A 25,882-nucleotide genomic window follows, 5' to 3' on the forward strand; every position below is an offset into this window, starting at 1 on the left:
CCGGTTCCCTCAGGAATGCTCAGACCGGCTTCAGCAGGACGTGCTTCTTCTTGCCGAGCGAAAGCTTGACGATGCCGCCTTCGGAGACATCGGCCATGTCCAGCATGCGCTTGTCGTTCTGCTCGCCCTTGTCGTTGATTTTCACTGCGCCGCCCTTGATGTTCCTGCGCACTTCGCCGTTGGAACTGCACAGACCGGCCGTGACAAAGGCGGACAGGACGCCGATGCCCGCTTCAAGGTCGCTTCTGGAAATCTCGACGGTCGGCAGGCCCTCGGCGGACTGACCTTCTTCAAATGCCTTGCGTGCGGTTTCTGCCGCCTCGTCGGCCTTGTCCCGTCCGTGGATCAGCGCAGTCGCTTCCGTGGCCAGGATCTTCTTGGCATCGTTGATCTCCGACCCTTCCAGGGCGGAAAGCCGGGCGATCTCGTCCATCGGCAGGACCGTGAAGAGTTTCAGGAAACGGCCGACATCGGCGTCTTCGGTGTTGCGCCAGTATTGCCAGTAGTCATAGGCCGAGAGCTGTTCCTCGTTGAGCCAGACGGCGCCCGCCGCCGTCTTGCCCATCTTCGCGCCCGAGGCGGTCGTCAGCAATGGCGAGGTGAGGGCGAAGGCCTCCGTCTCCGCGAGCCTGCGGACGAGATCGGTGCCGGAGAGGATGTTGCCCCATTGGTCCGAACCGCCCATCTGGAGACGGCAACCGGTGCGCCGGTAGAGCTCCAGATAGTCGTAGCCCTGCAGAAGCATGTAGTTGAATTCGAGGAACGAAAGATGCTGCTCGCGTTCCAGGCGCAGGCGCACCGAGTCCCGCTGGATCATCTGGTTGACCGAGAAGTGCCGGCCGATGTCACGCAGGAAGTCGACATAGTTCAGCTTCAGGAGCCAGTCCGCATTGTCGAGCATGATGGCATCGCCCGGCCCGTCGCCGAAACGCAGTAGCTTCTCGAAAACCTTCCGGATACCGGCCTTGTTTTCCTCGATCGCCTCCTCGGTGAGGATCTTCCGGCTTTCATCCTTGCCCGACGGGTCGCCGACGCGGGTGGTGCCGCCGCCCATCAATGCGATGGGCCGGTGTCCCGTCTGCTGGAACCAGTGCAGCATCATGATCGGGACGAGCGATCCGGCATGCAGGCTGGGAGCGGTGCAATCAAAGCCGATATAGGCCGTGACCGTTTCCTTTGCGCACAATTCGTCCAGGCCCTGTGGATCGGAAATCTGATGAATGAAGCCACGTTCGGAAAGAACGTTCAGGAAATCCGATTTGAACTCGCTCATGGTGTCGTCCGAACCCGTCTGTCGTCTTGAGGGATGTCTTTTCTGCGGACGTGCTCTAGCGCGCACAGGGAAAGATGTAAATCGCGGCTGTCAGAAAAACTCTGCCGGACACCTTTCGAACGCCAAGCCGGTACCAGGCGCTCGCCATTTCGAGGATTGAGGGGCCGTGACTGCGGCCGACCTGGACGTATATCAAGGCTGAAAGGTAGGCACAAAGGGCAGACGCAGCTTAAGTCAGTTGCCTGCAGATCCGGGTTCGCGGGCCTTGATGCAGACAAATTTGAGCTCGCCTTGTTCCCAGGCGATACGCATCTGTTCGGAAAGCGTGCGCGGGACGGCTTCGTCGAGCACCGTCCGGCATTCGGTCTCCGAGACGAAGGTTCCCTGATCCAGGACAGGCCAGACATTCGGGCCCGATAGCACTTGAATGGAAACGGCCAGTATCACCCACATTTGCTCGATCCTGCGCTGCTGTCTGACGCCGACTATACCGTGATTTTTCCGAAATCATACGAATGTGACGTTGCGTGATGGTGATCACAGCGGCGTGTCAGGGACGGTCCTATCTTGGGTACATCAAGACGCAGACACAGTTGAACACCAGTCGAGAGGACCCGTTATGTTTCGCAAATTTGCCATCGCAGCCGTCACCGTCGCAACGATCGCGACCACTGCCATTGCCGTTGCACCGACCGAGGCACATGCCAAGAACCGTGCAGGTGCAGTTGCAGCAGGTGCCATCATCGGTCTGGCGACCGGCGCCATCATCGCCTCGCAGGCGCAGCGCCGTCATTACCATCCCGTACGCTGCCACAACCAGCCGATTCAGCGCTGGAGCCCCTACTACGGCCGTTATGTCGTCGTCGGATACCGTCAGGTCTGCTACTAAGATCAGCTTGTCACCTGACCTCATCAACGATGGCCTCCGATTTCGGAGGCCTTTCGTTTTTCGGCTCTCGGGACATGTCTCCATACCGGCGGGGGGGCGGTTTTTACGCGTCTTCGGACTGCTGTTGCGCACGGGTTTTTGCCGCCAACTCGTTCGGCAGTTGTCCGAAGGCAGACAATCATCTTCTATGAGATCCAGTCGATTCTCATGGAACGGTTTGCCTCATGCCCTCGCATTCAACTTCTCCAGCGCGTGCCCACGGTCTGCAGTGCGGCGACCTTGAGCCGGGTCCGTCCAACCTGATTACCGATGTTGCGGGGGTGACGGTCGGGCATCACACCTTGCAGGAGGGCGATTTCAGGACCGGGTTCACGGCTATTCTCCCGCACGCCGGAAATCTCTTTCTGGAAAAACTGCCGGCCGGGGCGGATGTCATCAACGGGTTCGGCAAGAGCGCAGGTCTTGTCCAGGTTGAGGAGCTGGGAACGCTGGAAACACCCATACTGTTGACCAACACGTTCGGCGTGGGCACCGGGATCAACGCGCTGATCCGGCGGGAACTCTCCATCAACCCCGACATCGACCGCTCCGGCGGCACGGTCAATCCGGTCGTCATGGAATGCAATGACGGGTATCTGAGCGACATCAACGCGATGGTGCTGAACGAAGCGGATGCATTTGCCGCGCTTCAAGCTGCCTCGAGCGACTTCGAGCAGGGCAGTGTCGGGGCGGGCACGGGCATCAGCGCGTTCGGGTTCAAGGGCGGGATCGGGTCTGCGTCGCGCGTCATCGCGTTTGACCGCGGTGAGTTCACGCTCGGAGCCCTGGTGCAGGCAAATTTCGGCAAACCGGGTGACCTCACGCTTCCCGACGGGCGCAAGCCCCGCCCGTCAGAGGGAGCGCAGACGCTTGAGCGCGGATCGGTGATCATCGTTCTTGCCACCGATGTGCCGCTTGAAAGCCGCCAGTTGAAGCGGATCGCGCGGCGCGCTGCTGCCGGTCTCGGGCGACTTGGTGCCTATTACGGCAACGGCAGCGGCGATATTGCGCTGGCGTTTTCCACGGCACAGCGCATTCCGCATTTCACCGATGGCGATTTCATCGCACGCGATGTTCTGCGCGAAGACGGAATTGACGTTCTGTTCAAGGCCGCCGCGGAGACGACGCAGGAAGCGGTTCTGAACGCGATGATCGCGTCCCCTCAAATGCACGGCTTCAAGGGACGCAGCCGTCCGTCGCTGGCGGACTGGCTGAACGCCGGCAAGGCGTGAACAACAAAAAACCCCGGCCTTGCGGCCGGGGTTTTCGCGTTCAAAAGAGCAGGTGCTCTTAGACGGAGTAGTACATGTCGAACTCGACCGGGTGCGGCGTCATTTCGAAACGCTCGACTTCTTCCATCTTCAACTCGATGTAAGCGTTGATCTGGTCGTCGTCGAAGACGCCACCGGCTTTCAGGAAATCGCGGTCGGCATCGACGGATTCAAGTGCTTCACGCAGAGAACCGCAAACCGTCGGGATTTCGGCCAGCTCTTCGGCAGGCAGATCATAAAGGTTCTTGTCCATGGCGTCGCCCGGATGGATCTTGTTCTTGATGCCGTCGAGGCCAGCCATCAGCAGAGCGGAGAAGCAGAGATACGGGTTTGCCGTCGGATCCGGGAAGCGAACTTCAACGCGCTTTGCCTTCGGCGAAGCGGTGAACGGAATGCGGCAGGACGCGGACCGGTTGCGCGAGGAGTAGGCCAGCAGAACCGGTGCTTCGTAACCCGGTACCAGACGCTTGTAGGAGTTGGTCGACGGGTTGGTGAACGCGTTCAGCGCCTTTGCGTGTTTCAGAATTCCACCGATGAAGTAAAGGCAGGTCTCGGACAGGTCAGCGTACTGGTTGCCGGCGAAGACCGGCTCTCCGCCGTTCCAAATGGAAAGGTGGCAGTGCATGCCCGTTCCGTTGTCGCCAAAGACCGGTTTCGGCATGAACGTGGACGTCTTGCCATAAGCGTGTGCAACCTGGTGAACAACGTATTTGTAAACCTGCATGTTGTCGGCACAAGAGGTCAGTTTTTCAAACTTCATGCCGAGTTCGTGCTGAGCGGCAGCCACTTCGTGGTGGTGCTTTTCGGTCGGAACGCCCATTTCACCCATGACGGACAGCATTTCGGAGCGGATGTCCTGAGCACTGTCGACCGGCGGGACCGGGAAGTAGCCGCCCTTCGTACGCGGACGGTGGCCGAGGTTGCCGGTTTCATACTCGGAACCCATGTTGGACGGCAGTTCGGAACTGTCCAGGATGAAGCCGGTGTTATAGGGGTCAGCCGTGAAGCGAACGTCGTCGAACATGAAGAATTCGGCTTCCGGACCAACATAGATCGTGTCACCGAAACCGCCGGACTTGACATAAGCTTCGGCTTTCTTGGCTGTCATGCGCGGATCGCGATTGTAGCCTTCGCCGGTGATCGGATCGATGATGTCGCAGAAAATCGCCATGGTGGACTGTGCGAAAAACGGGTCCATATGGGCAGATTCAGGATCGAGGATCAGCATCATGTCGGACTCGTTGATGGCCTTCCAGCCGGCAATCGACGACCCGTCAAAGGCGACACCTTCTGCGAACATGTCCTCGTCAACAAGTGCAACGTCCATTGTAACGTGCTGCATTTTACCGCGCGGGTCGGTAAAGCGCAGGTCGACGAATTTCACGTCCTTTTCCTGAATTTCCTTGAGGACGTCAGCGGCAGTGGTCATTATGTCCATCCCTTTGATTATCTTGTGAACGGTGGGTTTGGGTCCGGGCCTTCAGAGGGTTCCATTTTTCTCTGTTGGACAAGGCCGGAGTTCGGATTACCGGCGGCTGCCGGAATTGGGTGGGTCAGATGGCGTCGATACCGGATTCACCGGTACGGATGCGAACGGCTTCCTCGATGTTCGAAACGAAGATCTTGCCGTCGCCGATGCGCCCTGTTTGCGCAGCCGAGCGGATCGCGTCAACCGCTTTTTCGACCATATCGTCACCAAGGACGATTTCGACTTTCACTTTCGGGAGAAAATCGACGACGTATTCGGCGCCCCTGTAAAGCTCCGTGTGGCCTTTCTGACGGCCGAAACCTTTCGCTTCGGTCACGGTGATGCCCTGAAGGCCGACTTCCTGCAAAGCCTCTTTGACCTCATCCAGCTTGAAGGGCTTTATGATCGCTTCGATCTTTTTCATCACCTTGTTTCTCTCTCCAAATTACATGCCGGACATGTCGGCAGGCTCATTTTTGGCCGATGACTTGAAGGCGAGCGCTCCCGTGCACCGGCGAAAACCGATGCTGTCCCTAAGCACGATGCGTGCCAACCGGGTTGCGTTTTTCGCGCTAATTTGGAAGTCCGGGAAAACAGCCAACAAAAGTGGCAATTCGGCATCCCGAAAGCGTGGATGCCTGTGTGCGTCAGCAAAAAAATGATTAAAACATAGGCGATGTGATGAAAACATATGCAGTTTGGTGGCCCGCTTGTCATTGCCTGGATGAAATTCCATAAAAAGACATCCTGGCCGTCAGGCCGCTTCCGGCGAGGAGAGTGCGTTTGTCATGACATCAGAAAGTGGAGAAGCGACTGCCGTTCTGCTTACGCCGGACGAGATGGGCCTTGCCGACAGGCGGACGATTGAGGGTGGTGTACCCGGGATCATACTGATGGAGCGGGCAGGGCAGGCCGTTGCCAGGACGGCATCGGATCAAGTGTCTGCCGGGGCTAGGGTGCTGGTGCTGTGCGGGCCGGGCAATAACGGGGGCGACGGTTTCATCGCAGCGCGTTGCCTCAACATGTCGGGCTACTCCGTCAGTCTTTATCTGCTGAAGCCGCCGGAGACGCTCAAGGGCGATGCGCTTGAGGCATTCGAGCGCATGAATTCAGATATGCGCGGCTCGATTTCGTACCTCTCAACCGGAGACCGCCTATCAGACGGTTTCCTGGAAGACCTGCGATCCGCAGATCTGGTCGTCGATGCGCTGTTCGGGGCTGGTTTGGACCGTCCGCTTTCTGGACCCGTTCTCGATCTTGTCGGCAGGATCAACCAGTCCGGCGTGCCCGTGGTCGCGGTTGATCTTCCCTCCGGCTTGAGCGGTGCCACCGGTGAAGTCCTCGGTGACGCGATCAAGTCGCGTGCGACCGTCACGTTTTTCCGGAAAAAGCCCGGGCACCTGCTCTTTCCGGGCAGGTCCCTGTGCGGCCCGACAAACGTTGCCGATATCGGCATCGATCCGGAGACACTGAAAGACATCGGTCCGAAGACATTCGAAAACGGTCCCGGCCTCTGGCTGGACGCCTGGCCCATGCCTTCCGCGGGCGGGCACAAGTATTCCAGGGGGCACGCCGTGGTTTTCAGCGGACCGATGTCCGCGACAGGCGCGGCGCGGTTGTCGGCCGGTGCCGCGCTCAGTGCCGGGGCGGGCCTGGTGACACTGGCATCGCCGCCCGATGCGATGATGGTCAACGCCTGCCACCTGACAGCCGTGCTGCTGAAAAAGATTGGTGACGGCGATGCGATCAGGGACTTTCTGGCCGATGCGCGACTGAACGCCCTTCTTGTCGGGCCGGGCTTCGGTGTCGGCGCGCACACGCGGGAGGTTGTCGCGGAGCTTTTGAATGCCGGACGCGCCCTTGTGCTGGATGCCGACGCGCTGACCAGCTTTGCCGTCGATCCGGGCACCCTGTTCAATCAGACAAACAAGGCCCCGGTTCCAGTTGTTCTGACACCGCATGAAGGCGAGTTTTCGCGCCTGTTTCCGGACATCACGGGAGACAGGCTTGAGCGCGCGAGGCAAGCCGCAACCCTGTCGGGTACCATCATCGTGCTGAAAGGGCCGGATACCGTGATCGCATCGCCGGACGGACGCGCTGCGATCAATTCAAACGCGCCGCCCTGGCTGGCAACAGCGGGGTCCGGCGACGTCCTCGCCGGTGTTGTCACAGGTCTGCTCGCACAGGGCGTACCGGCGTTTGAAGCCGCCTGCCAGGCGGTCTGGCTGCACGGGGAGGCAGGATCGCGAGCGGGCCCGGGGCTCATCGCGGAAGATCTCGGACCCGCACTGCGTCCCGCCATCGCGGCGCTTGTGGACAAGCGCCGCGGCATGGCCTCGTGAAGACATCTTTTTCCTTTGACGGAAAAACCTGCGGTGCTATAGAGGCCCCGCCTTGAGCGCAGGGCCTCCGGCCTGTTGCGATGCGGATGTGGTGAAATTGGCAGACACGCCAGATTTAGGTTCTGGTGCCGCAAGGCGTGGGGGTTCAAGTCCCTCCATCCGCACCAACTTCAAACTTTTGCCTTCCCTTCATATACGATTGTTCTGTCGGGCATTGCCGCGGGCACCGGTCATCTTCAGCAATACCGCTCCGGCCCGATCCACTGCTGTTCGGAATACCGGTCACCATGGGCCCAGCCGACGGGAAGGGCGGTTTCGATCTGCTCAAGATCCGTTTCGGTGAGCTTTAGCGAAGCCCCCGAAATGCATTCGCGCAGGTGGTCGACCGAGCGGGTGCCGGGGATCGGGATGACATGGGGACCGCGCGCCAGGAGCCAGGCATTGGCCAGACCCGCCGCCGTTGTCCCCATCCGGGCCGCGAGCTTGCGGAACCCCTGCATGATGCGCAGGTTTTCAGACAGGTTGGGCTCCATGAAGCGGGGGTTGCCGGCAAGGAAGGGGATGTCCCGGATCCGGTCCGCCGGGATCGGGTTGTCGGTCAGCAAAGACCGCCCGACCGGCGAGAAGGCGACCATGGCGACGCCGAGTTCCGCACAGGCCTGAACCAATCCGAGTTCCGGAGCGCGCGTCGACAGCGAGTATTCCGACTGAACGGCGGCCACGGGATGTGCCGTCATGGCGCGACGGAGTGTGGACGGGGACACTTCGGACAGCCCGATCGCCCGTGTCATGCCCTTTTCGACCAGCCTGCCGAGATTGGCCGCCGTTTCTTCAGGTGTGAAGCGGGTGTCTCGGCGATGCGCGTAGAACAGGTCCACGCAGTCCACACCCAGCCGCTGCAGGGATTTCTCAAGTTCCGCTTCGAGGTGTTCCGCCGAGTTGTCAAAGGCCCGGTTGCCGTCTGCGTCCTTGGTGATCGTTGCCTTGGTGGCGATGATGAACTCGTGCCGGGCGCTCGGATTGGTCTTCAGGTAAGTCCCGATGGCGTTTTCCGATTTGCCCATGCCATAAATGTTGGCAGTGTCCAGATGGGTCACGCCGAGATCGCGGCAGGCGTCGAGGACCGCGTGGCTTGCCGCCTCGTTCGTGGCGCCGTACATGTCGGAGAAAGACATTGCGCCATACCCGATCGCGCTGATTTCCGGCCCGTTTGCACCCAGTCTGCGTCGTTCCATTTCTACCTCTATGTTTTTGAATAACCAGATGGTGTCGAGGGTCAGGACCCATTCTTTTGGTTGAATTGGTAGGGATGAATTTGTTCGAATACGAGGCGCAAAGCTGCAGGAAACCGTCCGGTTTCCAAAGATTTGCAACGACGTTGCCGGGCAAATTCATCCTATCCCTTAGGGACGCAAAAACGGCTTCGATCTGCACCGTCAAACCGCTCAACCGGGCAGGAAGCCCGCTTGTCGCGCTTTTCCTTGAAGCTCATCGCCGTTTGCTGCGCCAATTCAACCAAATTAGTGAGTCCTGACCCTAAGCAAAAGACGGGACGCGTCAAACCCTTGATTGGCGCAGGGCGATCTGTGAAACCGGCTGGCTTGCTCGCCTGCAGGAACGCGATGTTCCGTCTTGCGGGCGGGGCCGGAATCATCGGCATTTGCAGGCAATTTCGGGCGTCTGCCCTTGACACTTTCAGCCCCAAGCTTTATCGCGCTCCCATCGTGCGCCCCGGAGTCCGCTTCGGGGTGAGGCGCTGCTATTTGAACGCTTTCGGAAAAAGGAAGGCGCAGGCGGCGCGGCACACGGGATTTAAAACAAAACCTCCGGAGCGAATTGCCGCTCGGGATCGAGGACGAAAAAACCCATGCAGGTAACCGAAACCCTCTCCGAGGGCCTCAAGCGAGAGCTCAAAATCGACATTCCGGCTGGTGATCTTGCCACCAAGCTCGAAGACTACATGGCGGACCTGAAGTCCAAGGCCAACATCAAAGGTTTCCGTCCGGGCAAAGTGCCGGTCGCGCACCTGAAGAAGATGTATGGCCGCCAGGCCATGGCGGAAATCCTGTCGAACACCATCCAGGAAACGACGCAGAAAGCTGTTGAAGAGCGCTCCGAGCGCCCGGCTTTGACGCCTGAAATCGATCTTCCGGAAGAAGAAGCCGAAAAGATCATGGCCGGCGATGCGGATCTGTCGTTCAAGATGAGCTACGACGTGCTGCCGGTATTCGAAATCGTCGACTTCGCCGGTTTCGAGATCGAGCGTCCGGTTGTCGAAATCGCCGACGAGGAAGTCGACACGCAGGTTGCCGACATCGCCAAGAACAACACGCCGTTCGATACCAAGGAAGGCGCGGCGGAAGACGGCGACCGGGTCACCATGTCCTACCTGGGCAAGATCGACGGCGAGCCTTTCGAAGGCGGTGCGGATGAAAACGGTCAGCTGGTACTGGGTTCCGGCCAGTTCATTCCGGGCTTCGAAGAGCAGCTTGTCGGCCTCAAGGCGGGTGACACCAAAGTTGTTGAAGTGAGCTTCCCCGAGGACTATCCGGCCGCGCATCTCGCCGGCAAGGCGGCGACATTCGACGTCGAGGTAAAGGAAGTGGCAGCGCCTGGCGACGTCAAGATCGACGACGAATTCGCAACTGGTCTTGGTCTCGAATCGCTGGAAAAGCTGAAGGAAATCGTTCGCGGCCAGATCGAGGGCCAGTTCGGCCAGATGACCCGCCAGCGCGTGAAGCGTCAGCTGCTCGACAAGCTCGACGAGCACTATTCCTTCGAACTTCCCGAGAAATTGCTGGATTCGGAATTCGAGATCGTCTGGCGTCAGGTCGAAGACGACATGAAGCGGAACGAAAAAACCTTCGAAGACGAAGACACGACCGAGGAAGAGGCGAAGGCGGAATACCGCAAGATCGCCGAGCGGCGTGTGCGTCTCGGTCTGGTTCTTTCCGAAATCGGCGAAAAGAACGACATTCAGGTCACCGACGAGGAATTGCAGCGCGCGCTCTATGATCGCGTTCGCCAGTTCCCGGGCCAGGAACAGCAGGTGTTCGAATACTACAAGAACAACCAGCAGGCCCTGGCTTCGCTGCGCGCACCGATCTACGAGGAAAAAGTCGTCGATTTCATGCTTGAACTCGCCAAGGTCACCGACAAGACGGTCACCAAGGAAGAGCTTGAAAAGCTGGTCGCGGAAGACGAAGACGACGCCTGAATTCAGGCCTGATATCCCCAGATGCGGCCAAGGCCTTAACCTTGCCTTCATGTCGCATCTGCCATGAATTTGCGTTAAGGGCGACATCCCATATATACGGGATGTCGCTTTTTTCGAGTCGGGCCCCTGATCGATGCGCTTCAAGGGCCTGTGTCCAGTCCGGCGTCACCGGACATCATCTCAAGCATATGGATGAGGTATGAAGGATCCTGTCGATATCTACATGAACACTCTCGTGCCGATGGTCGTCGAGCAGACGAATCGCGGCGAGAGGGCCTTCGATATCTTTTCGCGCCTGCTGAAGGAGCGCATCATTTTCCTCACCGGCCCGGTCGAGGATCACATGGCAACCCTCGTCAGCGCGCAGCTTCTCTATCTGGAAGCCGATAACCCGAGCAAAGAAATCGCAATCTATATCAATTCGCCGGGGGGCCTGGTCACCTCCGGTCTTGCGATCTACGACACGATGCAGTTCATCCGTCCGGCCGTTTCGACGCTGTGCATCGGACAGGCGGCCTCGATGGGATCGCTTCTTTTGGCTGCCGGCCAGAAGGACATGCGATTCATCCTGCCCAACGCGCGCGTGATGGTGCATCAGCCTTCCGGCGGGTTCAGAGGACAGGCGGCCGACATCATGCTTCATGCACAGGAAATCCTGGCAATGAAGCGCCGGCTGAATGAAATCTATGTGAAGCATACCGGGCAGAGCCTTGATCAGGTTGAAGAAGCGCTCGAGCGCGACAACTTCATGACCGCCGAAAAGGCCAAGGAATTCGGTATCGTAGACAATGTGATCAGCGATCGCACCACCCTCGGCGGTGAAGCGGAAAGCTGACGTCGCTAAAACGATCTTAAGGAAGGATGCAGAATCCTTCCGAAAGATCGCACTTCGGCAGATTAATGCCGGGTTTTCATCTTCACCTTAAACCTATATTGATTTTTATTGGTGAAGCATGATGACTTAATATTGCGAAGCATCGCCCCCTGGGCGGCTTCAGAACGGTTCCGCCACAATTTGGCCGTGACGGGAACGATAAGGGGACAAGCCCCACAAACGCGAGGTTGACTACATGACAAAGGCCAGCGGCAGCGATTCCAAGAATACGCTCTACTGCTCCTTCTGCGGCAAAAGCCAGCACGAGGTTCGCAAGCTGATCGCCGGCCCGACTGTTTTCATTTGCGATGAATGTGTCGAGCTGTGCATGGATATCATCCGCGAGGAGAACAAGTCCTCGCTGGTGAAGTCACGGGACGGTATCCCGACCCCTCAGGAAATACGCGATGTTCTGGATGATTACGTCATCGGACAGGGCAGTGCGAAAAAGGTCCTGTCGGTCGCCGTTCACAACCACTACAAACGTCTGAACCACGCGTCGAAGAACAATGATGTTGAACTGGCAAAGTCCAACATCCTGCTCGTCGGTCCGACCGGTTGCGGCAAGACGCTTCTGGCGCAGACACTTGCACGCATCCTGGATGTGCCCTTCACGATGGCCGACGCGACCACGCTGACGGAAGCCGGCTATGTCGGCGAAGATGTCGAGAACATCATCCTGAAGCTGCTCCAGTCAGCGGACTACAATGTCGAGCGCGCGCAGCGCGGCATCGTTTACATCGACGAAGTCGACAAGATCAGCCGCAAGGCCGACAATCCGTCGATCACGCGTGATGTCTCCGGTGAAGGCGTGCAGCAGGCCCTCCTGAAGATCATGGAAGGGACGGTTGCCTCCGTTCCGCCGCAGGGCGGCAGAAAGCATCCGCAGCAGGAATTCCTTCAGGTGGACACGACGAACATCCTGTTCATCTGCGGTGGCGCCTTTGCGGGTCTCGACAAGATCATTTCCGATCGCGGAACGCAGACGTCCATCGGCTTCCAGGCGCGGGTCGAAGCACCGGAAGACCGGCGCATCGGCGAACTGTTCGCGGAACTGGAGCCGGAAGACCTGTTGAAGTTCGGTCTCATTCCGGAATTCGTCGGCCGCCTTCCGGTGATCGCGACGCTTGAGGATCTCGACGAAGATGCCCTGGTGACGATCCTGACCGAGCCGAAGAATGCGCTCGTGAAGCAGTATCAGCGGCTGTTCGAGATGGAACAGGTCGAACTCGCGTTCCACGATGAAGCGCTGAAGGCGATCGCGCGCAAGGCGATCGAGCGCAAGACGGGCGCACGCGGGTTGCGGTCCATCCTTGAATCCATCCTGCTGGACACGATGTACGAGCTGCCTGGTCTCAAGGGTGTCAAGGAAGTGGTGATTTCGCCGGAAGTCGTCAAAGGCGAGGCACGACCGCTCTATATCTACGAGGATCGCGAAGAAACGTCGGCAACGAGTGCCTGACGACGGGTCTTGTCTTTCCGTCAAACGATCACGAAATGCCGCTCGCACAGGGCGGCATTTTGTTTTTTGTCCATTGTTTCCGCACAACCGCAGCGTTTTCCACCGGATGTGTGAGTCGTCAACAGACTAGACCAATTTGGGAACAAAACCTGCCTTGACACCAGGAGTGCTGGTGTCCACCTAATAGGACTGACGACGGCTCGTGCGAATTGCAGGACGCTCGCTAGGGGTGCTGCGGTTCGGCCAGTCGGAAACTTCTCCGAAAGCCGTTTTTCAGTGTTTCGGTTGCTTTCTTGAATGGGGCCGGGACACGCTGAGAAAGGAAAAAAAATGAGCGACGCAGAAATCCGCGCCACCGACGCAGACAGCACCGCTGTCTATCCCGTTCTGCCACTGCGCGACATTGTCGTGTTTCCGCACATGATCGTTCCGCTCTTCGTTGGTCGTGAAAAATCGATCAAGGCGCTCGAAGAGGTTATGACGACCGACAAGCACATTCTTCTGGCTACCCAGAAAAATGCGGCTGATGATGATCCGAATTCGGACCAGATCTACGACGTCGGTACGCTCGCCACCGTGCTGCAGCTCCTGAAATTGCCAGACAACACAGTGAAGGTGCTTGTCGAAGGCGGCGCACGTGCGCAGATCGGTGAGTACACCGACCGCACGGACTATTTCGAAGCGTCGGCTACGGTGCTGCCCGAACGCGATGGCGAGAACATCGAGGTTGAAGCCCTTGCGCGCTCCGTGGTCTCGGAATTCGAGAACTACGTGAAGCTGAACAAGAAGGTTTCGCCGGAGGTTCTGGGCGCCGTCAACCAGATCGACGATTACTCGAAACTCGCCGACACGATTGCCTCGCACCTTGCGATCAAGATTCCCGAGAAGCAGGAAATTCTCGGGGTGGTGTCGGTTGCCGAGCGTCTTGAGCGTGTTCTCGGCATGATGGAGAGCGAGATTTCCGTCCTCCAGGTCGAAAAACGGATCCGTTCGCGCGTCAAGCGCCAGATGGAGAAAACCCAGCGCGAGTACTATCTGAATGAGCAGATGAAGGCCATTCAGAAGGAACTCGGCGACAGCGAGGATGGCCGCGACGAGGTCGCCGAACTCGAAGAAAAGATCAAGAAGACCAAGCTGACCAAGGAAGCGCGCGAGCGTGCGGCTGCGGAAATCAAGAAGCTCAAGCAGATGAGCCCGATGTCTGCGGAAGCAACGGTTGTCCGCAATTATCTGGACTGGCTGATCGGCATTCCGTGGAACAAGAAATCCAAGGTCAAGCACGATCTTGCGCTTGCCGAGAAGGTTCTGGACACCGATCACTACGGTCTGGACAAGGTCAAGGAGCGGATCGTCGAGTATCTCGCGGTTCAAAGCCGGGCCAACAAGCTTCGTGGGCCGATTCTCTGCCTTGTCGGACCTCCCGGCGTCGGTAAAACCTCGCTTGGAAAGTCCATCGCGAAGGCGACCGGCCGCGAGTTCGTGCGCATGTCTCTTGGCGGCGTGCGTGACGAAGCGGAGATCCGGGGACACCGCCGCACCTATATCGGGTCGATGCCCGGCAAGGTCATCCAGTCGATGAAAAAGGCGAAGAAATCCAACCCGCTGTTCCTGCTCGACGAGATCGACAAGATGGGCATGGATTTCCGCGGTGATCCGTCTTCGGCGCTGCTGGAGGTTCTCGATCCGGAACAGAACTCGTCCTTCATGGACCATTACCTGGAGGTCGAGTACGACCTGTCCGACGTGATGTTCGTGACGACGGCGAACACGCTCAACATTCCAGGGCCTCTGATGGACCGGATGGAGATCATCCGGATCGCGGGGTACACCGAGGAAGAGAAAGTCGAAATCTGCCGCCGTCACCTCATTCCGAAGGCCGAAAAGGATCATGGCCTGCGGGACGGCGAATTCGCGATTGAAGACGACGCGCTGCAGTTTGTCGTGCGCCGCTACACCCGCGAAGCCGGTGTTCGTAACCTTGAGCGCGAGATGGCGACCCTGGCCCGTAAGGCGGTCAAGGACATCCTGATGAGCGACAAGGACAGCATCACGGTAACGACGGAGGTGGTCGAGGACTACCTTGGTGTTCCGCGGTACCGCTATGGTGAAGCGGAGCTGGAAGACCAGGTCGGTGTCGTCACCGGTCTTGCCTGGACCGAAGTCGGCGGTGAACTCCTGACGATTGAAGGGGTGATGATGCCCGGCAAGGGCAAGATGACCGTCACCGGGAACCTGAAAGACGTCATGAAGGAGTCCATCTCCGCGGCAGCGTCCTATGTCCGCTCGCGTGCTGTCGACTTCGGCATCGAACCGCCGAATTTCGACAAGAAGGACATCCACGTGCACGTTCCGGAAGGAGCGACGCCGAAGGACGGGCCGTCTGCGGGCATCGCCATGGCTACGGCTGTCATTTCGACCATGACCGGGATTCCCGTGCGCCGCGATGTGGCCATGACCGGTGAGATCACGCTTCGCGGCAGGGTGCTGCCGATCGGCGGGCTGAAGGAGAAACTCCTGGCTGCGCTGCGCGGCGGGATCAAGCTCGTGATGATCCCGGAAGACAATGCGAAAGACCTCGCGGACATTCCGGACTCGGTCAAGAACTCGCTCGAAATCATCCCGGTCTCCGGCATGGAAGAGGTTCTGAAGAACGCGCTCGTGCGTCTTCCGGAGCCTATCGAGTGGGATGAAAGTGCCGCCGAAGCCGCCGCCAAGGCGAGTGAATCGGACAAGGACAAGTCGGGCGTTTTGGCGCACTAAAAGCCGATTTGCACCGCACAAAACGAGGAGCCCCGGAGATTCCGGGGCTTTTCTTTTGAATAATCGGTAGAAATGGCGGTTTTCTGCGAAAAAACCACTTGCGTTTCGTCTCAATTCGCCCGAATTTCGCGCAACGGCGCTGACAGGAATCGTCGGCACTCTGCCGTTTCTTAGAAAGGTATCTGCTATGAATAAGAACGATCTGGTCGCAGCTGTTGCAGAAAAGACCGGCCTCACCAAGGCGCAGGCGGGCGAAGCAGTTGACGCAACTTTTGAAGCTGTCACGGAAACGCTGAAAAGCGGCGACGAAGTACGCATCATCGGTTTCGGCAACTTCACCGTATCCGCACGGGCTGCAACGGAAGGCCGCAATCCGCGGACTGGCGAAACGATCCAGATCCCGGCTTCCAAGACGCCGAAGTTCAAGGCCGGCAAGGGCCTGAAAGACGCCGTGAACGCATAAGTTCATACGCGCAAGACTGTCTTGAAAGCCCCGTTCCCGGTTTTCGGGGGCGGGGCTTTTGCTTTTCCGCGATGCCGTGAGCGTTGTTCCGTGTCGGCTGGCCCGTTTTCGGTGTAGTCTTGAGGACGAAGACCTCACGAGTGAGCGGTGATTCCCATGAGCTTGCAGGCGTTGATCGGGCGGCGGCAAAAAGCATTGTTCGATGCCTGGGTGCGTAACCCGCTGGTGCAGGTGCAGGCCGAGCATCCCGATAGCCTAGGGCGCCTGGTGTTTCTGAATGAGTTCGATGACGCGGTTGCGACGGAACGGGCCGGGCGGCGCAGTCTGAGGAATGTTGCGATCGTCAGCAAACCGGGAAACCCGGACGAGAACACCAGTGTCTGGGTGAGGGCGGGCTATGCGTCCTATCAGAAGGCCTGGCTGGGCTTCGTGGCCCAGGTTTACGGCATCAAGGCAACCAGCAGCGATCTGGCCGGCTACAACATCGATCATCTCCTGAACAAGGCCCGCAGCCCCGACAAGGCAGGGTTCATTCGCATCGAGGCCATCAATGACGCCGTGAACCAGGCTTGGGGCGGATTGTTCGAGCGTGCGGCCAGCAATCCGGAGTTTGCCGCCAACAGGAACCGGTATCGCCGGACCATGTCCTGGATTATCGCGGCCAAGCTCATGGGACAGCCACCGCCGAGAGGTCCGAATGATCGCCTTGGTATTGCAAGGCTGGCTCAGTTTTTCTCCCAGAACGGTCTCGCGCAGGACAATCCGCAGCAGGGTCTGACCGAAATGCTGGAATTCGCCTACCGGTTTCGCTAGGGCACGATCCCGCTCCCCGGTCTGCGAGCGGACGCCTTCGGCACCGTGCCGCCAGTTGACCCGGCCCTACGGCTTATTCACATCCATGATATCGAAGGGTTTTCAGGGTTGGTCCTGGTCCTTGTAGCGTCGCTATCCCGTTGCTCGCAAGTCATCCACAGGCGGAAAAACGACGGAAAAATTCTTTGAATTTGTACTTGCCAAGAGAGGAGGGACCACCTAAAAGGCGTCTCACCTCGTTGAGGGCGATTAGCTCAGTTGGTAGAGCGCTTCGTTTACACCGAAGATGTCGGGAGTTCGAGTCTCTCATCGCCCACCATTCTCTCCCTACATATTCCGCTGCCTGAGCTGCCTGGATTGTGGCACACGAACCTGGTGGCGGTTCAGTTGCGTCAGGATTGCGCAAGATCCACTCTTGCCACACAACTGCGATGCTCACCTCCGGTCCGGAGCGGCCGTTGATCTGCCGTGCCTTCTGTACGCGGACGTCGTCTTCGCGGTGCGCGATAAATCCTGGCGGTGCGCGGGAGCGCGCATGAGCAGGAAATTGTTTTTTCTCAAGGGGTTCCAAGATTCATGCCGAGCGCGGGAATTTGCGTTCGGCCTATCCGAAACAGCGGGTTATCCACACCTCAGCCGAGCGCTGTGGCACTTGCCGGTCACGGTTTTGGTCGGCTTTCGCAAAAACGACATGTTTCGTGCAAGTGGGCGCTTGACTTCGCCCCTCAGCCGCCGTACATCAGCGCCACTTCACGGCAACACGCTGTTGCCGCACGAAGCGGGTGTAGCTCAGTTGGTTAGAGTGCCGGCCTGTCACGCCGGAGGTCGCGGGTTCGAGCCCCGTCACTCGCGCCACTCTCCTCAGGATACAAGGTATCGGTTGGGAGACGTGGCGAGATACCGTGAATGTGCGGGTGTAGCTCAGTTGGTTAGAGTGCCGGCCTGTCACGCCGGAGGTCGCGGGTTCGAGCCCCGTCACTCGCGCCACTCACGGTTCCCTTCCAGTGTCATAAGTTCCCACCGAATTTCGCCGTTGAAAGACGTAAGGCGATCCTCTGCCGCGCACAGGTCGCTCACGTGTTGTTCAGCTGACCCGGTTTTGATCAGAAAACCGCGGGCGGACTGGTAATGCACGCCGTTTTGGGCTTGAATCCGATTCTTGTTTTGGCTGGGATATCAAGGCAGGTGCGGCATAATTGCGCTCCTCCCGAGCAAAGTTTTACCGCCGGGACAAATTGGCTAAACTGCAGGTGAGGACAGGGGTCGTCGGGAATTTGGTTCGAGTATGGCAAGACTTTGACCACACGGGGGTCTTGCGCTGCAACAAGTCGTAAGATAAGCGTGCGCTCGCATGTTGGTTTTATCGACTGGCGGGTCCGTTCCGGTCTGACGGCATTTCAGGCAGAGGGTGGGCCCTGGCTCCGGATCAAGTCCCGATCCACTCCAGATGCAAGGACGCGAAAGATATGGAAGAACTCTTGCGGGAATATGTCCCGATCGTCGTGTTCATCGGCATTGCGCTCGTTATCGGGCTCGCCCTGCTGATCTCTCCCTTCCTTCTGGCTTACAAGAACCCGGATCCTGAAAAACTCTCCGCATATGAGTGCGGTTTCAACGCATTTGATGACGCGCGCATGAAATTCGACGTGCGCTTCTATCTCGTCGCGATCCTGTTCATCATTTTCGATCTCGAGGTGGCCTTCCTGTTTCCGTGGTCAACGGTCTTCGGTGAACTCGGCTGGTACGGTTTCTGGTCGATGATGGTGTTTCTCGGGGTTCTGACCGTCGGCTTCATCTACGAGTGGAAAAAGGGAGCCTTGGAATGGGACTGACCACGACCGAGCCGCTTATCGCGCCGCAGTCGAAGGGCATTATCGATCCCAACACCGGCAAACCGGTCGGTGAAGACGATGCGTTCTTCCTGGAAGTGAACAACGAACTTGCGGACAAGGGCTTTCTTGTCACGTCGACGGACAATCTCATCCAATGGGCGCGCACGGGCTCCCTGATGTGGATGACATTCGGGCTGGCCTGTTGCGCCGTCGAGATGATGCAGATGTCGATGCCGCGTTACGACGCGGAACGGTTCGGTTTTGCACCGCGCGCATCTCCGCGCCAGTCCGACGTGATGATCGTCGCCGGAACGCTGACGAACAAGATGGCGCCGGCTCTGCGCAAGGTCTACGACCAGATGCCCGAACCGCGCTACGTGATTTCGATGGGCTCCTGCGCGAATGGCGGTGGCTACTACCACTATTCCTATTCCGTGGTACGCGGCTGCGACCGCGTGGTGCCGGTCGACATCTATGTCCCCGGATGTCCTCCGACGGCCGAGGCGCTTCTTTACGGCGTCCTGCTGCTGCAGAAGAAGATCCGGCGAACCGGAACGATCGAACGCTAGTGAATTCAGCCGCCGTTCGCGGCTGATTTGTGGTGGGCGGGTGTTGAACGCTCCAGCGGAAAACACCCGATGAATGAGGTTGAACACGATGGACGAGACGCTAACGGAACTCGCTGAGCATATCGAACTCGGCCTGGGCGAGTCGCTGGTGTCCTGGCAGCTGCAATATGGTGAGCTGACACTGACCGTGAATGCCACGGACATACTCGACGTCGTGCGGTTCCTTCGCGACAACAGTTCATGCAAGTTCGTGAACCTGACCGACATTTGCGGCGTCGATTATCCCGCGCGCGAAAAGCGGTTCGATGTCGTCTATCACTTCCTCTCGCCCGTGCAGAACCAGCGTATCCGCGTCAAGCTGGAGACGGATGAAAACTCCCAGGTGGCGTCGCTGACGCCGCTTTTTCCCGGGGCCGAGTGGTTCGAACGCGAAGCCTACGACATGTACGGCATTCTCTTCACGGGGCATCCCGATCTTCGCCGGATTCTGACCGACTACGGGTTTGACGGCCATCCGCTGCGCAAGGACTTTCCGGTCACGGGTTTTGTCGAAGTCCGGTACGACGACGAGAAGAAGCGCGTCGTCTACGAGCCGGTCCGCCTCAACCAGGAAATGCGCACATTCGACTTTCTTTCTCCCTGGGAGGGCACCGAATACGTGCTTCCGGGTGATGAAAAAGCAACGACGAACTAAGGCTGGTCCAGATGGCTGAGGCTCAGGTCAGAAATTTCAATATCAACTTCGGTCCGCAGCATCCGGCCGCGCACGGCGTTCTTCGCCTTGTTCTGGAGCTTGACGGCGAAGTGGTGACCCGCGTCGATCCGCATATCGGACTTCTGCATCGCGGCACCGAAAAGCTGATCGAACAGAAGACCTATCTTCAGGCGGTGCCCTATTTCGACCGGCTGGACTATGTTGCGCCTATGAACCAGGAGCACGCCTTCGCGATGGCGGTGGAGCGTCTTCTGGATATCGAGGTTCCCAAACGCGGCCAGCTTGTGCGCGTTCTCTATTCCGAAATCGGGCGCATCCTGTCGCATCTTCTCAACGTCACGACCCAGGCCATGGATGTCGGCGCGCTCACGCCGCCGCTTTGGGGCTTCGAGCCGCGCGAAGAACTGATGGTGTTTTACGAGCGTGCCTGCGGCGCGCGCATGCATGCGGCCTATGTGCGTCCGGGCGGGGTGCACCAAGACCTGCCGCGTGATCTTCTGGACGATATCTGGGATTTCTGCGATCCGTTTCTGCAGACACTTGATGATATCGAAGGGCTTCTGACCGACAACCGGATCTTCAAGCAGCGCAACGTCGATATTGGCGTCGTCGATCTGGATGACGCCTGGGCCTGGGGCTTTTCCGGCGTCATGGTTCGCGGTTCCGGTGCCGCCTGGGACCTGCGCAAGTCGCAGCCCTATGAGTGTTATTCGGACCTGGAGTTCGATATCCCGATCGGCAAGAACGGCGACTGCTATGACCGCTACCTGATCCGCATGGAAGAAATGCGCCAGTCGATCCGGATCATGAAGCAGTGCCTGGAAAAACTGACGGTCGAGACAGGTCCTGTCTCCTCGGTCGACGGCAAGATCGTGCCACCGAAGCGCGGTGAAATGAAACGCTCCATGGAAGCGCTGATTCACCACTTCAAGCTCTATACCGAAGGCTATCACGTGCCTGCCGGAGAGGTTTATGCCGCCGTGGAAGCGCCGAAGGGCGAGTTCGGCGTCTATCTCGTTTCCGACGGCACCAACAAGCCTTACCGGTGCAAGATCAAGGCACCGGGATATGCGCACCTTCAGGCCATGGATTTCCTGTGCCGCGGCCACATGCTGGCCGATGTTTCGGCCGTTCTGGGTTCCATGGACATCGTTTTTGGCGAGGTGGACCGCTGATGCGGCCAATTTGCCGGCAGATTGTGACAACGGCGGCCGTTTCAACGGCTGCGGTCAGTTTTTAGAACGGGGATGACACCATGGCAGTTCGCCGACTTGCCGCGGAACAACCAGACAGCTTCGAGTTCACGGAAAAGAACCTTTCGTGGGCAAAGAAGCTGATCGACCGCTATCCGGCCGGCCGTCAGGCGTCGGCGGTCATTCCGCTTTTGTGGCGCGCCCAGGAACAGAATGACGGCTGGGTGAGTGAGCCCGCAATCCGCTACGTTGCCGAGCTGCTCGACATGCCCAACATCCGGGTTCTGGAAGTTGCCACCTTCTACACGATGTTCCAGCTGCAGCCGGTCGGAAAGAAGGCGCATATCCAGGTCTGCGGCACCACGCCCTGCCAGCTTCGCGGATCGGAGGACCTGATCAAGGTCTGCAAGTCCCGCATTGCCAAGCACATGCACGAAATCTCGGAAGACGGCCTGTTTTCCTGGGAGGAGGTGGAGTGCCTGGGCGCGTGCGTGAACGCACCGATGGTGCAGATCTTCAAGGACACCTACGAAGACCTGACGCCGGAAAGCTTCGAGAACCTGATCGACGATATTGCCGCCGGCAAAGAAGTCACGCCCGGACCGCAGAACGGTAGGCGCTTCGCGATGGCCGAGGGTGGCCTGACCAGTCTGACCGAGCTTGAGGACACCACCGAAGGCACTCTCCCGATTGCGCATGTCGTCGACGGTGCGGAAAAAGCATCTCATTTGTTCGCCGGTGCCGCGATCAATTCAGGCGGCAACGATTATGACGGCGTTCCGACACCTGCCGAGGATGCGGTCGAAAAGGTAAGAGCGGCCTTCGCGGCGAAATCAGAGACAAAAGCTGAGCCCGCGCCTTCCAAGAAGGCCGAGCCGAAGCCGAAGGCTGCTCAAAAGAAAGAACCAGAAGCGCCGAAAGCTGCGGACAGCAAGCCTGCCACCAAGAAAGCAAAGGCTTCTGCGTCTGGCGCCGAGACCGGAGCCGTTGAAGAAAAAGCGCCGGAAACGCTCACTGCGGCACGAGACGGCAAGCCGGATGATCTCAAGAAATTGAAGGGTGTAGGGCCGAAACTTGAAGCAACACTTCATGAGCTGGGTTTCTATCACTTTGACCAGGTCGCCAACTGGGGGCCGGCGGAAGTCGCGTGGGTCGACAGCCGTCTGAAGTTCAAGGGCCGCATCGAACGCGACGGCTGGATCGAGCAAGCCAAGATCCTGGCCGCCGGTGAAGACACAGAATTTTCCAAGCGTGTGGAAGCCGGTGACGTGGCTTCCTCGAAAAGCGAAGACTAGGGGGAAGAGATGCTGAAAGATCAGGATCGGATCTTCACCAATATTTACGGTCTGCATGACTGGGGTCTGGAAGGCGCGAAGCAGCGCGGCCAGTGGGACAACACCAAGGCACTGCTCGACAAGGGACGCGACTGGATTATCCAGGAAATGAAGGATTCGGGTCTGCGCGGCCGCGGTGGCGCGGGTTTCCCGACCGGCCTGAAATGGTCCTTCATGCCCAAGGAATCCGACGGACGGCCGGCTTATCTCGTCGTCAATGCGGACGAGTCCGAGCCCGGGACCTGCAAGGACCGGGAAATCCTGCGCCATGACCCGCACACGCTGGTGGAAGGGTGTCTTGTCGCCGGTTTCGCAATGAATGCCGTTGCTGCCTACATCTACGTCCGCGGCGAATTCATCCGCGAGCGCGAGCGTCTGCAGTCGGCGATCGATCAGGCCTACGACGCGGGCCTCATCGGCAAGAACAACAAGAACGGCTACGATTTCGACATTTACGTGCACCACGGTGCCGGGGCCTACATTTGCGGCGAAGAAACAGCGCTTCTGGAAAGCCTCGAAGGCAAGAAGGGGCAGCCCCGCCTCAAACCACCGTTTCCGGCCAATGTCGGCCTCTATGGCTGCCCGACCACGGTGAACAACGTGGAATCGATCGCGGTCGCGCCGACGATCCTGCGCAGAGGGGCCGCGTGGTTTTCCGCTCTTGGGCGTCCGAACAACACCGGAACCAAACTTTTCTGCGTATCCGGACACGTCAATCAGCCGGCAACCTTCGAAGAGGAACTGGGCGTTCCGTTCTCCGAGATGATCGACAAGCACTGCGGTGGCATTCGCGGCGGCTGGGACAATCTTCTCGCGGTGATCCCGGGCGGGTCGTCCGTGCCGTGCTGCACGGCGGACGAGATCAAGGACGCGCCGATGGATTTCGACACGCTGCGCGGCATGGGCTCCGGCCTTGGAACCGCTGCGGTGATCGTGATGGACAAGTCGACGGACATCATCAAGGCGATCGCGCGGCTGTCCTATTTCTACAAGCACGAAAGCTGCGGCCAGTGCACGCCGTGCCGCGAGGGCACGGGCTGGATGTGGCGTGTCATGGAACGCATGGTGAAGGGCGAATCTTCCTACGAAGAGATCGACATGCTCTTCAAGGTGACCAAGCAGGTCGAAGGCCATACAATTTGTGCGCTTGGCGACGCGGCTGCGTGGCCGATCCAGGGTTTGATCAAGAATTTCCGGCCGGTCATCGAGCAGCGCATCGATGACTATGTCGCCAAGTCGAAGTCGTCTTCGACCATGGTGGCGGCTGAGTAAGCGGAACGGGATTTGGAGAGCAACGGATGACGAAGCTCATCATTGATGGCAAGGAAGTGGAAGTTCCGGCGGACTACACGCTGCTGCAGGCCTGCGAAGAGGCGGGCGCTGAAGTTCCGCGTTTCTGCTATCACGACAGGCTGTCGATTGCCGGCAACTGCCGCATGTGCCTTGTCGAGGTCAAGGGCGGCCCGCCGAAACCGACGGCTTCCTGCGCCATGGGCGTCAAGGATCTGCGCCCGGGCCCGAACGGCGAGCCCCCCGTTGTCGAAACCAAGTCCGAGATGGTCAAGCAGGCACGCGAAGGCGTGATGGAATTCCTGCTCATCAACCATCCTCTGGATTGTCCGATTTGCGACCAGGGCGGCGAGTGCGATCTGCAGGACCAGGCCATGGCCTATGGAGTTGACGGGTCCCGCTTCCACGAGAACAAGCGTGCGGTCGAGAACAAGGAAATCGGCCCGCTGATCAAGACGATCATGACGCGCTGCATTCACTGCACGCGCTGCGTCCGGTTCACCACCGAAGTGTGCGGCGTTACCGACATGGGTCTTGTCGGGCGCGGTGAGAACGCCGAGATCACGACGTATCTGGAAGCGGCGCTTTCCTCCGAAATGCAGGGCAATGTGGCCGATCTCTGCCCGGTCGGTGCGCTGACCCACAAGCCTTACGAATTTCATGCGCGTCCCTGGGAACTGACAAAGACCGAAAGCGTCGACGTCATGGATGCGGTCGGCTCCGCGATCCGGGTCGATTCCCGCGGCAAGGAAGTCATGCGGGTGATGCCGCGGCTGAACGAGGACGTCAACGAGGAGTGGATCTCCGACAAGTCGCGTTACATCTGGGACGGTCTGAAGACCCAGCGCCTCGATCGTCCGTATGCCCGCAAGGACGGCAAGCTGCAGGCGGTTTCCTGGTCCGAGGCCTTCCAGCTCATTTCGGAAAAGGTCAAGGGAACGACCGCGGACAAGATCGGTGCGCTCGCCGGGCAGTTGGCCGGTGTCGAAGACATGTTCGCGCTCAAGAGCCTGATGGGCAAACTCGGTGTCGAAAACATCGACAGCCGCTTCCCCGGGTCGCCGCTTCATCCCAAGAACGGCCGGTCGAGCTACATCTTCAACTCGTCGATCCAGGGGATCGAAGAGGCCGATGCGATCATGCTGATCGGTACGAACCCCCGTCAGGAAGCGCCGGTTCTGAATGCCCGGATCCGCAAGCGGTGGACGCAGGGCGATATCCAGATCGGCCTCATCGGGGAGAATGCCGACCTGACCTATCCGGTCACCTATCTCGGCGCCGGTCCGGACAGTCTGAAGCAGTTCGTCGACCATGCTCCTGCCAAGGCCGAGCGGCCCATGTTCATCGTCGGGCAGGGTGCTCTGAACCGTCCGGATGGCGCGGCGGTTCTGGCGAATATACTGGCGGCCGCGAAATCTCTCGGGGTCATCAAGGACGGCTGGAACGGGTTCAACGTCCTGCACACCGAAGCGTCCCAGGTCGGCGCGCTTGATATCGGTTTCGTGCCGGGTGACGGCGGCAAGGACACCGGTGCAATGCTGGAAACCGGCGCGCTCGATGTCCTGTTTCTTCTCGGCGTCGACGAAGTCGAGGTTCCGGACGGCGCGTTCGTCGTCTACCAGGGAACGCATGGCGACCGCGGCGCGCATCGTGCGGACGTAATCCTGCCGGGCGCGGCCTATACCGAGAAATCCGCCATCTACGTGAACACGGAAGGCCGGGTTCAGTTGGCCGACCGCGCTGCGTTTCCTCCTGGCGATGCGCGAGAGGACTGGGCGATCCTGCGGGCGCTCTCCGCAAATCTCGGCCAAACGCTCGATTTCGATTCACTTGCCGAATTGCGCGCAAAACTGTTCGAGGCGCATCCTCTCATGACGGGGATCGATGCAATCGAGGCAGGCGACGCTGCGGATCTGGACAAATTGGCGGATGCGTCCGCAACGATGGACAGCGCCGGCTTCGCCAACGTGATCCGTGACTTTTACTTGACCAACCCGATTGCTCGCGCCTCGAAGACGATGGCCGAGTGCTCGGCGCTCGCGCAATCGCGGGCCGCAGAAGCAGCTGAATAGGGGCAG

General features: G+C 59.1%; 22 protein-coding genes and 4 tRNA genes. 20 read left to right on the top strand and 6 right to left on the bottom strand.

Going from position 1 to position 25,882, the window contains the following annotated elements:
• Positions 1-19 precede the first annotated feature (19 nt).
• Both tyrS and ACO08A_RS24085 read right to left on the bottom strand, forming a co-directional pair.
• On the bottom strand, positions 20-1,273 hold the full coding sequence (gene tyrS / locus ACO08A_RS24080; RefSeq protein ID WP_422038426.1) for a tyrosine--tRNA ligase: 1,254 nt from the start codon (positions 1,271-1,273) through the stop codon (positions 20-22).
• A gap of 234 nt (positions 1,274-1,507) precedes the next feature.
• Complete coding sequence (locus ACO08A_RS24085; protein WP_422038427.1) at positions 1,508-1,726, bottom strand: hypothetical protein; 219 nt, start codon at positions 1,724-1,726, stop codon at positions 1,508-1,510.
• A gap of 166 nt (positions 1,727-1,892) precedes the next feature.
• On the opposite strand from ACO08A_RS24085, the gene ACO08A_RS24090 reads away from it, so the two are divergent.
• Together ACO08A_RS24090 and ACO08A_RS24095 are read left to right on the top strand one after the other, a co-directional pair.
• The gene (locus ACO08A_RS24090; protein ID WP_422038428.1) at positions 1,893-2,162 is read left to right on the top strand and encodes a tyrosyl-tRNA synthetase; all 270 of its coding nucleotides are present in this window, start codon (positions 1,893-1,895) and stop codon (positions 2,160-2,162) included.
• Positions 2,163-2,386: 224 nt separating this feature from the next.
• Entirely contained in the window at positions 2,387-3,433 is a 1,047-nt protein-coding gene (locus ACO08A_RS24095; RefSeq protein WP_422038430.1) for a P1 family peptidase, read from the top strand.
• A gap of 58 nt (positions 3,434-3,491) precedes the next feature.
• Here the strand turns inward: ACO08A_RS24095 and glnA are convergent, their stop codons facing one another.
• From glnA to ACO08A_RS24110, 3 genes are all read right to left on the bottom strand, one after another.
• Positions 3,492-4,901, bottom strand: a complete 1,410-nt coding sequence (glnA, locus tag ACO08A_RS24100; RefSeq protein WP_421983214.1) for a type I glutamate--ammonia ligase — start codon at positions 4,899-4,901, stop codon at positions 3,492-3,494.
• 124 nt (positions 4,902-5,025) lie between these two features.
• Positions 5,026-5,364: a P-II family nitrogen regulator gene (locus ACO08A_RS24105; RefSeq protein WP_006934743.1), complete on the bottom strand. Its 339-nt coding sequence runs from the start codon at positions 5,362-5,364 to the stop codon at positions 5,026-5,028.
• 21 nt (positions 5,365-5,385) lie between these two features.
• Positions 5,386-5,676 (bottom strand): hypothetical protein, encoded by a 291-nt coding sequence (locus ACO08A_RS24110; protein ID WP_422038431.1) that lies wholly within the window; start codon positions 5,674-5,676, stop codon positions 5,386-5,388.
• A gap of 52 nt (positions 5,677-5,728) precedes the next feature.
• Here ACO08A_RS24110 and ACO08A_RS24115 point away from each other — a divergent pair, with 52 nt between their 5' ends.
• Together ACO08A_RS24115 and ACO08A_RS24120 are read left to right on the top strand one after the other, a co-directional pair.
• The gene (locus ACO08A_RS24115) at positions 5,729-7,282 is read left to right on the top strand and encodes an NAD(P)H-hydrate dehydratase (protein ID WP_422038432.1); all 1,554 of its coding nucleotides are present in this window, start codon (positions 5,729-5,731) and stop codon (positions 7,280-7,282) included.
• A gap of 82 nt (positions 7,283-7,364) precedes the next feature.
• A tRNA-Leu gene (locus ACO08A_RS24120) sits at positions 7,365-7,449 on the top strand.
• A gap of 69 nt (positions 7,450-7,518) precedes the next feature.
• On the opposite strand, the gene ACO08A_RS24125 is transcribed toward ACO08A_RS24120, so the two are convergent.
• Positions 7,519-8,517 carry an aldo/keto reductase gene (locus tag ACO08A_RS24125; RefSeq protein WP_422038433.1) on the bottom strand — a complete coding sequence of 333 codons (999 nt, stop codon included), beginning with the start codon at positions 8,515-8,517 and terminating at the stop codon, positions 7,519-7,521.
• A 632-nt stretch (positions 8,518-9,149) separates the two neighbouring features.
• On the opposite strand from ACO08A_RS24125, the gene tig reads away from it, so the two are divergent.
• The 16 genes from tig (at position 9,150) to nuoG (ending at position 25,876) form a co-directional block, all read left to right on the top strand.
• Positions 9,150-10,499, top strand: coding sequence for a trigger factor (tig, locus tag ACO08A_RS24130; protein WP_422038434.1), 1,350 nt, complete (start codon positions 9,150-9,152; stop codon positions 10,497-10,499).
• A 199-nt stretch (positions 10,500-10,698) separates the two neighbouring features.
• Positions 10,699-11,334 carry an ATP-dependent Clp protease proteolytic subunit gene (locus ACO08A_RS24135; RefSeq protein ID WP_421983208.1) on the top strand — a complete coding sequence of 212 codons (636 nt, stop codon included), beginning with the start codon at positions 10,699-10,701 and terminating at the stop codon, positions 11,332-11,334.
• Between the two features lie 235 nt (positions 11,335-11,569).
• Positions 11,570-12,835: an ATP-dependent Clp protease ATP-binding subunit ClpX gene (gene clpX / locus ACO08A_RS24140; RefSeq protein ID WP_306143751.1), complete on the top strand. Its 1,266-nt coding sequence runs from the start codon at positions 11,570-11,572 to the stop codon at positions 12,833-12,835.
• A 330-nt stretch (positions 12,836-13,165) separates the two neighbouring features.
• Complete coding sequence (lon, locus tag ACO08A_RS24145; RefSeq protein ID WP_421983207.1) at positions 13,166-15,595, top strand: endopeptidase La; 2,430 nt, start codon at positions 13,166-13,168, stop codon at positions 15,593-15,595.
• Positions 15,596-15,782: 187 nt separating this feature from the next.
• A complete protein-coding gene (locus ACO08A_RS24150) occupies positions 15,783-16,058 on the top strand; it encodes an HU family DNA-binding protein (protein WP_306143749.1) in 276 nt (91 codons plus the stop codon).
• Positions 16,059-16,214: 156 nt separating this feature from the next.
• Positions 16,215-16,871, top strand: a complete 657-nt coding sequence (locus tag ACO08A_RS24155; RefSeq protein ID WP_422038435.1) for a hypothetical protein — start codon at positions 16,215-16,217, stop codon at positions 16,869-16,871.
• Positions 16,872-17,114: 243 nt separating this feature from the next.
• Positions 17,115-17,190: transfer RNA gene (locus ACO08A_RS24160), tRNA-Val, on the top strand.
• Positions 17,191-17,649: 459 nt separating this feature from the next.
• Positions 17,650-17,726: transfer RNA gene (locus ACO08A_RS24165), tRNA-Asp, on the top strand.
• 55 nt (positions 17,727-17,781) lie between these two features.
• A tRNA-Asp gene (locus ACO08A_RS24170) sits at positions 17,782-17,858 on the top strand.
• A 479-nt stretch (positions 17,859-18,337) separates the two neighbouring features.
• On the top strand, positions 18,338-18,703 hold the full coding sequence (locus ACO08A_RS24175) for an NADH-quinone oxidoreductase subunit A (RefSeq protein WP_306143746.1): 366 nt from the start codon (positions 18,338-18,340) through the stop codon (positions 18,701-18,703).
• A complete protein-coding gene (locus tag ACO08A_RS24180; RefSeq protein WP_422038436.1) occupies positions 18,694-19,272 on the top strand; it encodes a NuoB/complex I 20 kDa subunit family protein in 579 nt (192 codons plus the stop codon). Before ACO08A_RS24175 ends, ACO08A_RS24180 begins: the two co-directional genes overlap by 10 nt.
• Before the next feature lie 88 nt (positions 19,273-19,360).
• A complete protein-coding gene (locus ACO08A_RS24185; protein WP_422041801.1) occupies positions 19,361-19,966 on the top strand; it encodes an NADH-quinone oxidoreductase subunit C in 606 nt (201 codons plus the stop codon).
• A gap of 11 nt (positions 19,967-19,977) precedes the next feature.
• The gene (locus ACO08A_RS24190) at positions 19,978-21,162 is read left to right on the top strand and encodes an NADH-quinone oxidoreductase subunit D (protein ID WP_306143743.1); all 1,185 of its coding nucleotides are present in this window, start codon (positions 19,978-19,980) and stop codon (positions 21,160-21,162) included.
• A gap of 80 nt (positions 21,163-21,242) precedes the next feature.
• Positions 21,243-22,475, top strand: a complete 1,233-nt coding sequence (locus ACO08A_RS24195) for an NADH-quinone oxidoreductase subunit E (protein ID WP_422038437.1) — start codon at positions 21,243-21,245, stop codon at positions 22,473-22,475.
• A 9-nt stretch (positions 22,476-22,484) separates the two neighbouring features.
• Entirely contained in the window at positions 22,485-23,786 is a 1,302-nt protein-coding gene (gene nuoF, locus ACO08A_RS24200; RefSeq protein WP_319382330.1) for an NADH-quinone oxidoreductase subunit NuoF, read from the top strand.
• A gap of 26 nt (positions 23,787-23,812) precedes the next feature.
• Positions 23,813-25,876 (top strand): NADH-quinone oxidoreductase subunit NuoG, encoded by a 2,064-nt coding sequence (gene nuoG, locus ACO08A_RS24205; protein WP_422038438.1) that lies wholly within the window; start codon positions 23,813-23,815, stop codon positions 25,874-25,876.
• The last annotated feature ends 6 nt before the right edge of the window (positions 25,877-25,882 follow it).

Source organism: Roseibium sp. (assembly GCF_965232425.1).
Classification (GTDB): Bacteria; Pseudomonadota; Alphaproteobacteria; order Rhizobiales; family Stappiaceae; genus Roseibium.

What these genes read in the sequence shown, in the direction of transcription:
- ACO08A_RS24195 (WP_422038437.1), top strand. Translation starts at nt 21,243, where the DNA reads ATGGCAGTTCGCCGACTTGCCGCGGAACAACCAGACAGCTTCGAGTTC.
- ACO08A_RS24175 (WP_306143746.1), top strand. Translation starts at nt 18,338, where the DNA reads ATGGAAGAACTCTTGCGGGAATATGTCCCGATCGTCGTGTTCATCGGC.
- ACO08A_RS24105 (WP_006934743.1), bottom strand. Translation starts at nt 5,364, where the DNA reads ATGAAAAAGATCGAAGCGATCATAAAGCCCTTCAAGCTGGATGAGGTC.
- tig (WP_422038434.1), top strand. Translation starts at nt 9,150, where the DNA reads ATGCAGGTAACCGAAACCCTCTCCGAGGGCCTCAAGCGAGAGCTCAAA.
- ACO08A_RS24115 (WP_422038432.1), top strand. Translation starts at nt 5,729, where the DNA reads ATGACATCAGAAAGTGGAGAAGCGACTGCCGTTCTGCTTACGCCGGAC.
- clpX (WP_306143751.1), top strand. Translation starts at nt 11,570, where the DNA reads ATGACAAAGGCCAGCGGCAGCGATTCCAAGAATACGCTCTACTGCTCC.
- ACO08A_RS24155 (WP_422038435.1), top strand. Translation starts at nt 16,215, where the DNA reads ATGAGCTTGCAGGCGTTGATCGGGCGGCGGCAAAAAGCATTGTTCGAT.
- ACO08A_RS24085 (WP_422038427.1), bottom strand. Translation starts at nt 1,726, where the DNA reads ATGTGGGTGATACTGGCCGTTTCCATTCAAGTGCTATCGGGCCCGAAT.
- glnA (WP_421983214.1), bottom strand. Translation starts at nt 4,901, where the DNA reads ATGACCACTGCCGCTGACGTCCTCAAGGAAATTCAGGAAAAGGACGTG.
- tyrS (WP_422038426.1), bottom strand. Translation starts at nt 1,273, where the DNA reads ATGAGCGAGTTCAAATCGGATTTCCTGAACGTTCTTTCCGAACGTGGC.
- lon (WP_421983207.1), top strand. Translation starts at nt 13,166, where the DNA reads ATGAGCGACGCAGAAATCCGCGCCACCGACGCAGACAGCACCGCTGTC.
- ACO08A_RS24180 (WP_422038436.1), top strand. Translation starts at nt 18,694, where the DNA reads ATGGGACTGACCACGACCGAGCCGCTTATCGCGCCGCAGTCGAAGGGC.
- ACO08A_RS24135 (WP_421983208.1), top strand. Translation starts at nt 10,699, where the DNA reads ATGAAGGATCCTGTCGATATCTACATGAACACTCTCGTGCCGATGGTC.
- nuoF (WP_319382330.1), top strand. Translation starts at nt 22,485, where the DNA reads ATGCTGAAAGATCAGGATCGGATCTTCACCAATATTTACGGTCTGCAT.
- ACO08A_RS24110 (WP_422038431.1), bottom strand. Translation starts at nt 5,676, where the DNA reads ATGGAATTTCATCCAGGCAATGACAAGCGGGCCACCAAACTGCATATG.
- ACO08A_RS24125 (WP_422038433.1), bottom strand. Translation starts at nt 8,517, where the DNA reads ATGGAACGACGCAGACTGGGTGCAAACGGGCCGGAAATCAGCGCGATC.
- ACO08A_RS24190 (WP_306143743.1), top strand. Translation starts at nt 19,978, where the DNA reads ATGGCTGAGGCTCAGGTCAGAAATTTCAATATCAACTTCGGTCCGCAG.
- ACO08A_RS24090 (WP_422038428.1), top strand. Translation starts at nt 1,893, where the DNA reads ATGTTTCGCAAATTTGCCATCGCAGCCGTCACCGTCGCAACGATCGCG.
- ACO08A_RS24150 (WP_306143749.1), top strand. Translation starts at nt 15,783, where the DNA reads ATGAATAAGAACGATCTGGTCGCAGCTGTTGCAGAAAAGACCGGCCTC.
- ACO08A_RS24095 (WP_422038430.1), top strand. Translation starts at nt 2,387, where the DNA reads ATGCCCTCGCATTCAACTTCTCCAGCGCGTGCCCACGGTCTGCAGTGC.
- nuoG (WP_422038438.1), top strand. Translation starts at nt 23,813, where the DNA reads ATGACGAAGCTCATCATTGATGGCAAGGAAGTGGAAGTTCCGGCGGAC.
- ACO08A_RS24185 (WP_422041801.1), top strand. Translation starts at nt 19,361, where the DNA reads ATGGACGAGACGCTAACGGAACTCGCTGAGCATATCGAACTCGGCCTG.